This window comes from Citroniella saccharovorans (assembly GCF_035481615.1).
Taxonomy (GTDB): domain Bacteria; phylum Bacillota; class Clostridia; order Tissierellales; family Peptoniphilaceae; genus Citroniella; species Citroniella saccharovorans.
This window is the reverse complement of record NZ_JAYKOT010000003.1, coordinates 852,870-867,062: the sequence shown is the minus strand read 5'-3', so window position 1 is coordinate 867,062 and position 14,193 is coordinate 852,870. Positions and strand designations below refer to the sequence as shown.

The window sequence follows — 14,193 nt, the reverse complement described above, 5'->3', positions numbered from 1 at the left end:
ATAAAAATAAAATTTTTTTTGGTTACAATAAAACTTAAACATTTTTATTATTAAAGGAGCATAAATTTAAAATTATGCTCCTGTTTATTTTATATAATACTATTAATAATATTTATAAGTTAAGTTATTATAATTGAATTTTTTTTAAACATTAATTTTTGATAATACAAATTTTTTAAAAAGATTATTTAAAGGAATATAATCAAAATCATTATTATATACAAAATAAAAATCTCTTTTAAGATTAAGTTCTGGAATTCTATAAATATTGACTAAACCAAGAGATTCAATTTTTTTTGTCTCCCATATTGAAATAACTGTTGTACCGATTCCTTCTATTACCATTTCTATAATAGAGGCAGGATCTTCAATAACCATAAGAACTTTTTCTAAATCTAGTTCTATATTCTTATTCTTAAGTCTACTTTCAAACAAATCCCGAGTTCCAGAGCCCTCAGGTCTTAATAAAAGTTTATTACTAAGAAGTGTATCGAGATTTATTATATCAGAACAAATATTAATATTAGGTTTAATTTTACTATCAACTACTACTAGCTCATCTTCCATAATTTTTTTATAAACTAATCTGTTATCCTCAATTTTTTTTCCTACAAAACCAAAATCTGTTTGACCCGTAATTATACTTTCTATAACGGATGATGAATTATCTTCTAAGAGGGAGTATTTTACATCTGAAAAATTGTAAGAAAACTCCGATAGAATTCTCGGTAAAAAATATTTTCTAGGAATTGATGAAGCATAAATATTAATTAAGCCATTGAAATTTTGATTAAAATTTTTAATATCACTAGTCATATTTTTATATATTGAAAATAAGTCTAAAGCGTATTTTAGAAAAATTTCACCTGATTTTGTTAAACTAACATTTTTTCTGCTTCTAATAAAAAGAGCGGTATCAAGTTCTTTTTCTAATGTTGCTATATGATTAGAGACGGTTGGCTGAGTAATATATAACTCCTCCGCTGCTTTAGTAAAATTCTTTGTTTTAGAAACATATAAAAATGTTTCTATTTGTCTGAAATCCAAAATATCACCTCTTAACAAAGATTATATAACTCTATTAAATAAAATACAAATTAATAGTCATTGTAAACGATTGATTTAATTTTAAAATCATGTTAAAATGTATTTAAGTTAGATTTATAAAGACTAGGAGGTCATTTAGATGGTAGAAGAAAAAGTAGTTGTTAACAATGAAACCGGTTTACACGCTAGACCAGCTGCATTATTAGTTCAATTTGTAAAGAATTTTCCTGGATCAGTCGAACTTATCAAAGACGGGAAAGTAGCCAATGCTAAAAGTATTTTCAATGTTATGAGTCTTGGAGTTTCAAAGGGGACAGAAGTTTTAGTGAGAGTCACTGGTGAAAATGAAGAGGAAAATTTAAAAGATTTAGTTAAGTTTATTGAAAATTTAGGAGAATAATTAATTATTAGAAATAGGATTTTATCCTATTTCTTTTTTATAAGGAGATTTTATGAAAACAGTTGTAAGAGGTGTTCTCAGCTGTGAGGGGATAGGTATTGGTAAAACTTTTATATATGAAAATAGAGATATCAAAATAGAAAAAAAGCATATAGAGGATTCTAATATATTAAATGAAATTAAATTACTTAAAAAATCAATCGATACTTATAAATCTTATCTAAAATCAATTAAAAAGAATAATAAAGAGCAAAATGAAATATTAGACGCTCATCTCCAAATGATAGATGATCCTGTAATTATTAAAAATGCTATTAAATATGTAACAGATAATTATTCTGCAGAATATTCTATTAAAATGGCTTTAGATGAAGCTATAATTACGATGAATTCAATTGATGATGAATACATCTCTTTAAGAGCTCTTGATTATGAAGATATAAAAACTAGATTGATTCATATAATACAAGGTGAGAATTTTTTAGATTTTTCAAATATTAATGAAGAAGTAATTTTAGTCTCAGACGATATTTCTCCATCTGTTCTTAGCTCTATCGACACCAAATATATTAAGGGAATTATTTTAGAAAAAGGTGGAGCTAAATCACACACAGCACTTATTGCAGATGCTTTAAATATTCCTCTAATAGTTAGGTTTGAAAAAGCTAGGGAATTAATTGATGAAAATCACTTAGCTATTATAGATGCTAATGAAAGATCTATAATAATAGATCCAACTGATGAAATACTTGAAGATTATAAAAATAAAATTGCTAGGCACAATCTAAAAATTACAAAATTAAAAAAACTAATTCAAGTTAATCCTAAAACTGTTGATGGTAAAAAGATAGGAGTTTTAGCTAATATTGGAAATGATTTAGATTTAAAAAATGCAATTTACAACGGAGCAAATGGTGTTGGTTTATTTAGGACAGAATTTTTATATATGAATATGTCTTCTTTTCCTTCTGAAGAGTTTCAATTTAATACTTATAGGAGGACAGCTAAAAAGCTAGGAGAAAAGCCACTAACAATAAGAACATTAGATATTGGTGGAGATAAGCCGCTCTCATACTATAAATTTAAGAAAGAGGATAATCCATTTTTGGGATTAAGAGCAATTAGATTTTCTCTACTTGAAAAAGATATTTTCAAAATACAATTAAGAGCTATATTACGAGCTTCTATTTATGGAGATATAAAGATAATGCTACCTCTTATAAGTCAGGTTGAAGAGGTCTATTTAGTTAAGAATATTTTAAAAGAGTGTATGAATGAACTTGATAAACAGAAGATCTCTTATTCTCCAAATATCGAGATTGGTATAATGAGCGAAACCCCCTCAAGTGTCTTTTTAGCAAAAGATTTATTAAAAATTGTTGATTTTATATCAATTGGCACAAATGATCTTAATCAATACACGCTTGCTCTTGATCGTGGAAATGATACAATTATTGATTTTTATTCAGATATAAACCCAAGTATATTGAGATGTATAAAAATTTTAATTGATGAGTCTCATAGATTTAACAAACAGATCTCAATGTGCGGTGCCTTAGCTGGAAATTTAAAAGTTACAAAACTACTTCTTGGTTTAGGCTTAGATAATTTCTCTGTTGTACCTTCTAAAATATTAGAAGTAAAAAAAATCATTGAAGAAACTGATATAAATCTTATTAAAGAGAAATCTATTTCTGTAATTAATGAGTCAACAAATAAAGAACTTTTAGATAAATTAAAGGAGTTATAGTTTATAAATGATAGATATTTATATTTCAAGATATAATCAAAGTCTAATAAATGAGGAAATTAATATAATTGATAATTATAAGAAGGATCAAGAAATATATATAATTGTTCCTGATCAATTTACTTTATTTACTGGAATTGATTTAATGAAAAAGCTGAATCTTGAATCAATGATAAATATTAAAGTAAAAAGTTTCTCAAGTTTTTCTAGGGAAGTTCTTCAAACTTATGGTGGTATAAAAAATAATATTATTTCAGAATACGGTAAAAAAATTACAATAAAAAATATAATTCAGGATTATAATAAAGATTTAAGATATTTAAAAAATTCAAAAAATCAATCAGGAATTATTAAACAGATTATAAAAAGTATTGAAAATTTAAAAGAAGATCAGGTAAAAATAGAAGATCTAGATTTTACTTTATCAAAAGATAAAAATCAAATTTTTTTGGATAAAGTTCACGACTTAAAAATCATATATAAAGAGTATGATAATAGACTTAAAAATAAATATATAGATTCTGTTGATAGAATTAAATTATTAAACGAAAAATTATCTTGTAGTGATTATTATAAAGAAAAAATATTTATTTTTAGTGAATTTTATTCTCTTTCTAAAGAGGAACTAAATGTTATAAGAAATCTTGATCTTCAAGGCGCCTATATTCACTTTTTTCTACAATTAGATCCTAAAATTTTAGAATCTGATAGAAAAGAAAATATTAAAGATTATGAAATTTTTGAAACCAGCTTAAATTTGTATAATAAATTAAATAAGATATCTGATAAAAATTTTACTCATAGGATTTTTGATGAAAAAAAAATAATTAAATTTAAAGAACTTCTAGATAATCTTTTCTCTTACGATCCTAAATCCTTTCAAAAAGAAGAAAAAGATCTGCATCTTTCAAAATTCACATCCACGGAAGATGAGGTTTTAGCTTCAATATCCTTGATTAAAAAATTTGTATTTAATGATAAAAAATATAATTTTAGTGATATTTCACTTTTTATAACAAATGATGAGTACAAATCGTATATAAAGAGATATTTTAAAAAAGAAAATATTCCTTTTTTTCTAGATTCAAAGATAAGTTTAAAAGATAATTATATTTCTAAATATCTTATTTCTTATTTAAATATTCTTTCAAAGGGAATTAACCAAGTTGATCTTATTTTTGTTTTAAAGTTTGAAAAAAGTTTTAATTATGAAGATATTGAAATATTCGAAAAATATATCAAAAAGAAAAATTTAAAAGATAAAATGATAATTAATGAGAAATATTATTCAATAAATGATAGTTTTATTGAAAAATTATCTGATGATAAAAAAGATAGATATATTTATGAATTATTAACGTCAAAAAAAATTGCTAATAGTATAAGAGAAAGATTTGCTTTTTTATATGACTTAAAAAAAGAGCAAATTAGTCCTGAGGAAATTACAGATATTTTATTTAAGAATTTAAGCTTACAATCAATTGCAAGTATTAACAATTTTATTAAAGAAAAAGAAAACAATATAGAATTGGATCTTCAAAATAATGAAGTTTGGGATTATTTTGTAAATCTTATCGATGAAACTAATTATTTGCTCGAAGGTAAGATAATTTTATTTTCAAATTATATTGAACTAATTAGTGAACAGCTAAGAGATGGTAGGATCGCTGTTATTCCTCCAAATCAAGATACTGTTACAATTTTTGATATTACAAGATCTAGAATAAATACAAGTAAAATAAGTATATTTTTAGGATTTAATGATAAATATATTCCTAAAATTACTAATGATAATGATTTTTTCACAGAAAAAGAGCAGCAATTTTTACAGGAAAAAGATATTGCACTACGTTCTTCATCCTCATTTATCTCAAAAGAAGAATCTATAAACCTATTTTCTAGACTAAATAAAACTGAAGACGAAATATTTATTTTTTCTTCTTTATCAGATAAAAAAAATAGTAAGATGTATGAATCAATTTATTTTAATATAATCTATACAAAGATATTCAAAAATCAAATAATTGAAAATCCATACTTAATTTTATCTGAAGATCATTGTTTAACAATAAGAGAAAAAAATCTTATTAAAGCATTTAGAGAATATTTCTTTGAGGAAAAAGAAATTGATAGTAGCTATTTACAAAATTTAAAATACTTAGACTACAGAGGAAATATTTTACCAAAAGTAATGGAAGATGCCTTTAATGTAAATAATTATAAAAAATCAATTGATTATTATAAAGATGATAAATATAAAATTTCCATTTCAAGATTAGAAACCTTTTCTAAGTGTCCCTATAAGCATTTTATAACATACAATTTAAAGCCAGTTATTGAAGAAGACTTCTATTTGCAATATAACGAATTTGGTATTTTATCACATAAATTTATGTCTACATTTATTGAAAAAATTAAAAATGATGAAATTGATATTAAGTCATTTGATGACGATAAATTGAAAAATGAAATTGAGACTTTCTATAATGAAGAAATTAATGATTATTATGATAAAAAAAGATTTGAGAGCAAAAAAAATGTTTTATTACTAAAAGCTTCTAAAAGATCTTCTTTTAAAGGAGCTAAGATGGTAATTAATCAGCTTCTTAATTCTAGTTTTAAACCTTTTAAATGTGAAGAAAAATTTGGACCCAATATGGATATTAAGGGCATTATAATAAAAATAAATAATAAACTTATATATTTAGAAGGGATAATTGATAGGATTGATTTATTAAACTTAGCTGATGATAAATTAACTTATGTAATTGATTATAAGACTGGTAATAAATCTTTTGATTTTTCAATGTCTATTAATGGCATTGATCTTCAGCTTCCTGTATATATTTTACAATTACAAAACAAAGGCTATAAACCTGTTGGATTTTTTTATTTTCCAGTAAGAGATGAGATATTAGATACTGATAATTTTAATCAAGATGAAATTGAAAAGGAACTAATAAAAAGCTTACAACTTGATGGTGTTGTAATAAAAAATTTAGATATATTGAAACTTATTGATAAGGATATAGATAGTTCAAATAGGTTAATAAGATTAAAAGGCAGAAAAAAAGATATCCTTGAGAAAGATAATGTTTTAGACGAGCTAGATTTAAATAATTTTCTAGCTGATGTCTATAAGAGGATAGAAAGTCTATCCGGGAATTTATTTTCTGGAAATATATCAATATATCCATATTTAGATAATTCTAATCAAAGAGCATGTACTTACTGCGAATATGATGGTATATGTAAATATAATTTATTAAAATCTAAGCCATATAGATTACTCAATAAATATGAGCCTAAGGATAAAGAGAGGTAAATATGAGTTTTAAATTAACAGATTCTCAATATAGGGCAGTATATGATAGCAAAAAAAATATATTAGTTTCTGCTGGTGCAGGATCAGGGAAAACAGCTGTTTTGGTTAGTAGGATTATTAGATTAATAAAAGAAGAAGATGCTTCTTTTGATAATATGCTTATTGTAACTTTTACAAATGCTTCCGCAAATGATATGAAAAAAAAGATTAAAGAAAGATTATCAGAAGAGATAACATTATCAAAGAATTCAAACTATAAACTCATTTCAGAATACAATAAAATTAATTCTGCTAACATATCTACACTTCATTCTTTCTGTATAAAAATAATTAGAAGATTTAATAGGTTTTTAGACATTGATCCATATTTTTCTATAGCAAATCCTTCAATGGAAGAGGTTATTAAATCAAATGCAATGGAAAAAGTTTTTGAGAAAGCTTATAAGGAAGATTCAGATAAAATAAATAATTTTTTCTTAGCTTATGGAAATAAAAGACAGGATGATATTGGATCAATTATTGATAATTTATATAGGAAATTTTCAATATTTGAAGATAGATTTAAAATTTTAAGAGATAAAGTGCAGGGTGATTATTTTTATCAAATTTATAAAAATATCGACTCATACTTAGTAGAGGAATTGAAAAAAGCCAGTGAATTATCTGACATGGCATTAAAGTATATTCAAAATAATACTAATAAAGATGAAAATAATTCTATAGATGAATTAATTAATAAAGAAAATAAGTTTTTTAAAGAAATATTAGATTTAAGCCTCGAAGATAAAATATTTTCAATTAATGATTTTAAATTTGAAAGATTTCCTTCTCAAAATGCAAAAAAAATATATGGGGAAGAGATTAAAGATTTATTAAAAGATTTAAGAGATAGCTATAAAGAGAAAATAGATATTTTGAAAAGAACATTTTCTAATTTTACTAAAGATAAACTTTATGAAGAAGTAGAAAAAACTAAAGAAGTCTCAGATGTTTTAATATATCTATTAGAAGAATACCATAAAGAATTAAACAAACTCAAAATAGAAAAGAATCTTTTAAATTTTAGCGATCTTGAACACTTAACTCTTGAAATATTAAAAATTGAAGAAGCTAGAAATGAAATTAATAATGAAATAAAATATATATTTTTTGATGAGTATCAAGACATTAACCCTCTGCAAGAAAAAATAATTAATTCATTTTCTAAGGCAGAAAAATTCTTTGTAGGAGATGTAAAACAGTCTATTTATAGGTTTAGGAACTCCGAACCTAAACTTTTTATTAAGAGATATAGGTCTTACAGTAAAAATTCTAGTGACAATGAAAAAATAGATCTTAAAGAAAATTTTAGGTCTGATGAAGGTGTTATTTATTTTATAAATCAAATATTTCATCAAATTATGTCGGAAGATTTAGGCGGGATCGACTATACAAAAATAGAAAATCAATTAGTTTATGGAAGAGAAAAGAAAATCCAAGATAATTTAAGTTGCCAAATAATATTAAATGAAAATATTAAATCAAATGAGACTGATATTATAAATCCAAATGCACTTTCTATTGCAAGAAAAATAAAAGAACTTAAAAAAGACGGATATGATAATAAGGACATAATAATTCTTTTGAGGAATATAAGGGGAAGGGTAATAGATTATAAAAAGGCACTAGACTTATATGATATTCCATCTTTTACCGATAATATTGAAATAACTTTTAATGATCCAGAAGTAAAAATATTCTTAAATTTATTAAAAATTATCAGTAATTACTATAATGATTTAGAGCTTATATCTGTTTTATTAACTCCAATAGGAAATTTTACTGAGGATGATCTTTCAAAAATAAAAAATTCAGAATCTGGATATATGTATGAATATATGAAAGAATATTCTAATAATGATGAAATCAAGGATAAAATTAATTTGTTTTTTCATAAAATAAATTATTACAGAGAAAAACTAAAAGAAATGAGTTTGATAGATTTCTCAAATTTTATAGCTGAAGACTCTTACTATATTCAATATATAGAGTCTAGTTTTCAAGGAGATTTAAAGGTTGAGAATTTATATTCTCTTTTTGAAATAATTGAAGAGTATGAGGGCTTTGCTGATTCAAATCTTGAGGGATTTTTAAAATACTCGGAAAAGCTACTTAAAGAATCCTCTTCTTCACTAGAACCAACTTCTCTAATAAAAGAAAATTCAAATGTAGTTAGAATAATGTCAATCCATAAAAGCAAAGGACTTGAATCTAAAGTTGTATTTATCGGTGATTTAGAAAGAAAATTCTCTAATCAAGATATAATAGATAATTTTTTAATTTCTGAAAATAATTTTTCTATTAAAATTATAGACTTGGATAAAAGTATAAAATATAAGTCCTATGAAAAGTTAATAGATGAAAAAAAATTGGATAGTGATAATAAGTCTGAAGAGATGAGACTTTTATATGTTGCCATGACTAGAGCAGAAGAAAAATTATATTTGGTTGGAAAAGTCGATTTAAACTACTTTATAAAATCTAAAACTAAACTTGATCCTTTATTTTACAAAGATATAACTAATAGTATGCTTGATTGGATTTTATATTCTATTTCAAGAAACAATAATCTAGATATTTTTCTTGATTTAGAAAATATTTTTAATTCTGATATGCAAAATCATGAAAAATTACCTGAAAAAGTTGAAATAAACCTATTTGAAAAAAGTTCATTTAAATTTTTATTAAGTTTTTATCCATATAGGTCTTACCTAGCAAATGATACAGAGGTCAATTATAAAAATTTATTTGATAGAGTAAAAAATACTGATTTTTTGAGTGAGCTTGATTCAGTATATGAGCCGAAATATGACTATTCTAAATCTAAATTACCTTATATAAAAACTGTTTCTCAATTATCAGAAAAAAATATTTATAAAACAGATGGTACTAGAGATTTTGTAGAAGAAAATTTTCTTAGAACAAAATCCAATTTAATTAAAATGCCAAAATCAATTCATGAATCAAAAACTCTAAATCCGTCAGAAATTGGTACTATTTATCATTATATTTTAAGTGACTTAGATTTTAGGATGACTAAAAAGGAAGATATTGAGGATCAACTAAACAAAATGGTACTTGATAAAAAATTACTTGAATTTGAAAAAAAAGTTATTGACATTGATAAAATTATTAATTTTTATAATTCTAATTTATTTAAAAGAATTACAGATAATTTAAATACTTTAGAAAGAGAAAAACAATTTACTATGAAATATGATAAATATTATGTAAACGGTCAAATTGATGGTTATTTTATAGAGGGTGGAGAGTATGTAATATATGATTTTAAAAGCGATAGTAAAATAAATATAAGTAAATATAAATTGCAACTAGATCTATATTCAAAAGCTCTTTTCTTGGCAAAAGGTATTAAAGTTAAAGAAAAAATAATCTATTGGATTAATTTTGATTTGGAAACCAACATATAAATTTGATTTACTGATAAATTAGTGCTATTATTTTATTGCTAGGGGTGCCAATTTGGCTGAGAAGATATACCCTCTTACCTGATCCAGATAATACTGGCGTAGGGAAGTGGTTTAATCTTCTTATTTATTATTAAATAGGAGGAAAAACAATGAACAATGAAAAGAAATTTTCTACAAAGGTGATAGTAGAAGCTGGAATTATGCTCGCACTTGCGACAGTTTTAAGTTTTGTAAAAATGTTTAAGATGCCTCAAGAAGGATCAGTTACACTCGCTTCTATGTTTCCAATTTTATTATTTGCACTAAGACATGGACTTGGTAAAGGATTAACTGTTGGAGTTTTATATGGAATTATTCAATTTATTATTGAACCATTTATGGTTAGTCCAGTTCAATTTTTATTAGACTATCCATTAGCTTTTGGAGCATTAGGTTTAGCTGGACTATATTCAGATAAAATTAAAGAAAATAAAAAAATCACAACAGTTTTAACTGGATGCTTTTTAGGAATGTTTGGAAGAATGATTTGCCATGTTATTTCAGGCGTTGTATATTTTAAAGAATATGCTGGAGATCAAAATCCTTTATTATATTCTATTTCATATAATGGTACTTATATGCTTGTAGAACTAATAATTACAAGTATTATAATATATTTAACTTGGGACAAAATTAATCAAGTAGCTAAAAGTATGTAGATAAAAAACACCCTAGTAGATTGTTAGAAAGATTAATCTAACTTAAAAGACGGTCAAGTATGACCGTCTTTTATTTGTGCGCTTTAGCATGAATAAACCACCAGCTATGCTGGTGGTAGAAAAATAAGCTTTAGCTTCAAGCAAAAAACCTCCCATGATAAACTATTTATGTTACTGGCAGTAGCATAGACAGAAAAGGGAGGTATCCTAAATGGATAATAATAGTTTATCACATACATCATGGAATTGTAAGTATCATATAGTATTTGCTCCAAAATATAGAAGACAAGTAATATATGGAAGGTTAAAACAAGATATAGGAAAAATATTAAGGGACTTATGTGATAGAAAAGGAATAAGCATAATAGAAGCAGAATGTTGTCCAGACCATATTCATATGTTGTTAGAAATTCCACCGAAATACAGCATATCTCAAACAATGGGCTATTTAAAAGGAAAAAGTAGTTTGATAATATTTGATAGACATGCAAACTTAAAATACAAATACGGAAATAGACATTTTTGGTGCAGAGGATATTATGTAGATACAGCAGGAAAAAATGCGAAAAAAATACAAGAATATATAAAAAATCAATTAAAAGAAGATTACATGGCAGACCAAATAAGCATTAAAGAATTTGTAGACCCGTTTACGGGAGAGCAAGTAAACAAAAGCAAAAAGTAAGGTGCTTTAGCACCAGCTGTGAAAATTGGTGCACGAGAAAGAAAGTTCGAAGCATGAAATGCTGCCGGTAACAGCCCCTTATAGGGGCAAAACAAACCACCGGCTTATGAACTGACCCCAAAAAGTTGGACCTAAAAAAACCAACTTTGAGGAGGTCAGTTTTTTCATGACAAAATATAGTACAGAATTTAAGATGAAAATAGTACAAGAATACTTAAATAAAGAAGGAGGATATAAATATTTAACTGATAAATATGGACTCAGTGATCATTCAGTAGTCAGAAGATGGGTAAATTCATACAAAACACAAGGATATGAAGGCTTAAAAATTTCTAGAAAAAATAATAGTTACTCTTTCGAATTTAAGAAGAATATAGTAAACTTGTACTTAACAGGAGAAATGTCCTATCAAGAACTTTCTAATCAATTTAAGATTAATAATCCAGCGATCATTGCTAGATGGGTAATTGATTTTAGAAATCAAGGACTTGATGGACTTAGACCTAAAAAGAGAGGAAGACCTTCAAGTATGACTAAAGATAAAAATAATGAAAAAGAAAAAGAACAAGTAAAGAAAGAATATTCTAAGGAAGGGATAGACGAAATTGCTGAACTTAAAGATAAGCTTTACTGGGCACAAATGGAAATAGATTTTCTAAAAAAAAAAGATGGAATTAGAGGACGAGGAAGATCAGAAAATGAGAGAATGGCTAGAATAATTCACTCATTAAGAGAAAAATATCCACTAAAAGATTTACTTAAACAATTTAATTTTCCAAAATCAACATACATGTATTGGCAAAAAAGATTTGATAGAAAAAATAAAGATGAAGCCTTTGAGAATCAAATCAAGAAAATGAGAAAAGATAATCCAAACTATGGATACAGAAGAATACATGCGATGCTTAGAAGACTTGGAATTTTAATAAACAAGAAAAAAGTTCAAAGGTTGGTACAGAAGCTGAAACTTCAGGTAACAAACTTTGCACGTAAATCAAGAAAATATTACTCATACAAGGGAACAGTAGGTAAAGTAGCACCAAATAGGATAAAAAGAAGATTTAAAACATCTGTAGTACATCAAAAAATCACAACAGATACAAGTGAATTCAAATACTATGAAACAGATAAGTATGGGAATATGCAAGTAAAAAAACTTTACTTAAATCCTTTCTTGGATATGTTTAATGGAGAAATCATTAGCTATTCAATAACAACTTCACCTACATTAGATGCAATAATAACATCACTTGAAGAAGCAATTTCAAAGACTTCAGATTGCAAGTTTAAAAGAATATTCCATTCAGATCAAGGATGGGCATATCAATTAAAACAATATACTGAAAAATTAGAATCTAATGGAATTTTACAGAGTATGTCAAGAAAAGGAAATTGCTTAGATAATTCTCCTATGGAGAATTTCTTCGGGATATTAAAACAAGAAATTTACTATGGTAGAACGTTTAAATCATTTAACGAACTAAAAAAGACAATAGAAGAATATATAAAATATTACAATGAAGATAGAATAAAAGAAAAACTTGGATATTTAAGTCCAGTTGAATATAGGAAATTGAATGCAGCTTAGCTGCGATTTCCCCTAGGGGAAATATGAGGACAAAAAAACCAGAGACAAATATTTCTAAATGTCTCTGGTATAAAGTCCAACTTTTTGGGGTCACCTTATTAGCCGGTGGTTATGATTTAAAATTTTTTAGTCTACGCAATCATTTAAATAAGAATATTTTTCAAACTTTGGTATTGGTTTTTTTATAATAGAAGATCCAATAAGAACATCACCTTTATATAAAACTGCAACTTGCCCAGGTGTTATACCTTTAAAATCATCAAATTCTAATATCATTTCATCGTTTTTAATCTTTACATCTACATCAACATCTTTTTGTCTATATCTAAATTTAGCTTTAACTCCATTAAAATCTGACGGCTTATCTCCAATAAAATGAATATCTTCCCCAATAAGTCCAATAGAGTAATTAGCCGGGTGATTTACACCTTGAGCTGCATAGATTATATTTTTATTTATATTTTTTCCACAGACAAACCATGGCTCTAAATTTCCAATCCCACCTATTCCAAGGCCCTTTCTTTGTCCATTAGTATAGTGAATAATACCTTTGTGCTTACCTATAACTTTACCAGAATCAACATCTATTATATCTCCTGGTTTAGTAAATAAATATTTATCTAGGAATTTATCGAAATCTCTTTCGCCTATGAAACAAATACCAGTAGAATCTTTTTTATTTGCATTTCTAAGGCCTAATTCATTAGCTATTTTTCTAATTTCATCTTTTTTATACTCTCCAACTGGAAATATTGCTTTTTTTAAAGCTTCTTTTTCAATTCGCGCTAAAAAATATGATTGGTCTTTATTTTCATCTATGCCTTTTAAAAGTTCATTATCCTTAGATTTTCTAGCATAATGGCCCATAGCTATATAGTCACCATCAATCTTCATAGCATGGTCTAAAAAAGCATTAAATTTAATTTCTTGATTACACATTACATCTGGGTTAGGAGTTCTGCCTTTTTTATATTCTCTTAAGAAATATGTAAATACATTATTCCAATATTCTTTTGTAAAATTAACTGTATAAAAAGGTATACCTAACTTACTACAAGTTAGTCTTGCATCAAGAGAGTCATCCGTAGAGGTACAAACTCCATCATCATCTTCTTCATTCCAATTTTTCATAAAAACCCCAACTACATCATAGCCTTGTTTTTTTAAAAGATAAGCACTCACTGAGGAATCTACTCCACCACTTACACCTAAAATAACTTTACTCAAATT

9 protein-coding genes and 1 riboswitch are annotated in these 14,193 nt (G+C 25.5%); of the genes, 7 read left to right on the top strand and 2 right to left on the bottom strand.

Annotated features, from left to right (window positions below; translation table 11 throughout):
- Positions 1 to 144 precede the first annotated feature (144 nt).
- Positions 145 to 1,047, bottom strand: coding sequence for a selenium metabolism-associated LysR family transcriptional regulator (locus VLK81_RS06600; RefSeq protein WP_324619860.1), 903 nt, complete (start codon positions 1,045 to 1,047; stop codon positions 145 to 147).
- A gap of 139 nt (positions 1,048 to 1,186) precedes the next feature.
- Here VLK81_RS06600 and VLK81_RS06595 point away from each other — a divergent pair, with 139 nt between their 5' ends.
- From VLK81_RS06595 to VLK81_RS06565, 7 genes are all read left to right on the top strand, one after another.
- Positions 1,187 to 1,447 carry an HPr family phosphocarrier protein gene (locus tag VLK81_RS06595; RefSeq protein WP_324619859.1) on the top strand — a complete coding sequence of 87 codons (261 nt, stop codon included), beginning with the start codon at positions 1,187 to 1,189 and terminating at the stop codon, positions 1,445 to 1,447.
- A gap of 52 nt (positions 1,448 to 1,499) precedes the next feature.
- On the top strand, positions 1,500 to 3,197 hold the full coding sequence (gene ptsP, locus VLK81_RS06590; RefSeq protein WP_324619858.1) for a phosphoenolpyruvate--protein phosphotransferase: 1,698 nt from the start codon (positions 1,500 to 1,502) through the stop codon (positions 3,195 to 3,197).
- Between the two features lie 7 nt (positions 3,198 to 3,204).
- Positions 3,205 to 6,522: a PD-(D/E)XK nuclease family protein gene (locus tag VLK81_RS06585; RefSeq protein ID WP_324619857.1), complete on the top strand. Its 3,318-nt coding sequence runs from the start codon at positions 3,205 to 3,207 to the stop codon at positions 6,520 to 6,522.
- Positions 6,523 to 6,524: 2 nt separating this feature from the next.
- Positions 6,525 to 9,992, top strand: a complete 3,468-nt coding sequence (locus VLK81_RS06580; protein WP_324619856.1) for a UvrD-helicase domain-containing protein — start codon at positions 6,525 to 6,527, stop codon at positions 9,990 to 9,992.
- Positions 9,993 to 10,022: 30 nt separating this feature from the next.
- Positions 10,023 to 10,114, top strand: a riboswitch (TPP riboswitch).
- 27 nt (positions 10,115 to 10,141) lie between these two features.
- A complete protein-coding gene (thiT, locus tag VLK81_RS06575) occupies positions 10,142 to 10,690 on the top strand; it encodes an energy-coupled thiamine transporter ThiT (RefSeq protein WP_324619855.1) in 549 nt (182 codons plus the stop codon).
- 211 nt (positions 10,691 to 10,901) lie between these two features.
- The gene (gene tnpA / locus VLK81_RS06570; RefSeq protein ID WP_324618628.1) at positions 10,902 to 11,375 is read left to right on the top strand and encodes an IS200/IS605 family transposase; all 474 of its coding nucleotides are present in this window, start codon (positions 10,902 to 10,904) and stop codon (positions 11,373 to 11,375) included.
- Positions 11,376 to 11,541: 166 nt separating this feature from the next.
- Complete coding sequence (locus VLK81_RS06565) at positions 11,542 to 12,963, top strand: IS3 family transposase (RefSeq protein ID WP_324618672.1); 1,422 nt, start codon at positions 11,542 to 11,544, stop codon at positions 12,961 to 12,963.
- Between the two features lie 126 nt (positions 12,964 to 13,089).
- On the opposite strand, the gene mnmA is transcribed toward VLK81_RS06565, so the two are convergent.
- The gene (gene mnmA / locus VLK81_RS06560; protein WP_324619854.1) at positions 13,090 to 14,190 is read right to left on the bottom strand and encodes a tRNA 2-thiouridine(34) synthase MnmA; all 1,101 of its coding nucleotides are present in this window, start codon (positions 14,188 to 14,190) and stop codon (positions 13,090 to 13,092) included.
- Between the last annotated feature and the right edge of the window lie 3 nt (positions 14,191 to 14,193).